Genomic DNA, 670 nt, shown 5'->3' on the forward strand with positions numbered 1-670 from the left:
TCATCAGTGAATAGGAGTTATCGGATGGAGAGTATTTGAAGTAAAACTTTTGAGCGTAATGCTCAAATGTGTTGACCGTCATGTACTCAAAAAATCCCAGGTCGTAGCCCCAGCTATCTACGACGTCTCCAGACGAATTAATGCTGCCTGTGGGTGTATTCGTATATGTTACATACGAAAAATTTACTTTCGAGTCATCGCTGGCCAGACTAAGCTCGCCATAAAATGATTTGCTGATGCCATCGTCTTCGTTTGCCATTTTCGTATACCTGATTGATTTGCCATTGTGTAATGGTTTCGTCAGGCTAGTCAGTCTTGTTTGGGGTGGCTACTGTCATAGTTGACAGTGGTTGGAATAGATGTCGATTTAATAAGGTGTTTTTATTTCGAAATGAACTAGCTAACTGTTCAACATCGCAACGAGGGGTCTGTTTATAGCTACTCAGAATAAAAAAGCCTCCGGCTCTCACGAGCCGAGGCTTTTTTGCTATTGCTGCAAACGGGCCTGATTAAACATCGTATACCTGCAGTCTGGCGTAGATGGCTTTTACTTTTTCACGTACTGTGTCGATCACGGCTTCGTTGTTCAGGTCAGCCAGGATGTCGCAGGTTCAAATTGCCTAATCCTTGTAAGCCACATCAGCTTCAAGGCCAGGTCGCGCTTCGTTCG

General features: G+C 44.2%; 1 protein-coding gene and 1 pseudogene. Both read right to left on the reverse strand.

The annotated features are described in order from the left end of the window. Window positions 1-259 (reverse strand): hypothetical protein (locus AO242_RS29575; RefSeq protein WP_218927853.1); only part of this gene is annotated, 259 nt, incomplete at its 3' end. 250 nt (window positions 260-509) lie between these two features. Next, window positions 510-608 (reverse strand): annotated as a pseudogene (locus AO242_RS23720) (glycine hydroxymethyltransferase); the annotation flags it as partial. Between the last annotated feature and the right edge of the window lie 62 nt (window positions 609-670).

Origin of the sequence: Pseudomonas sp. ICMP 561, from assembly GCF_002699985.1 — a bacterium.
In the GTDB taxonomy this organism is placed as follows: domain Bacteria; phylum Pseudomonadota; class Gammaproteobacteria; order Pseudomonadales; family Pseudomonadaceae; genus Aquipseudomonas; species Aquipseudomonas quasicaspiana.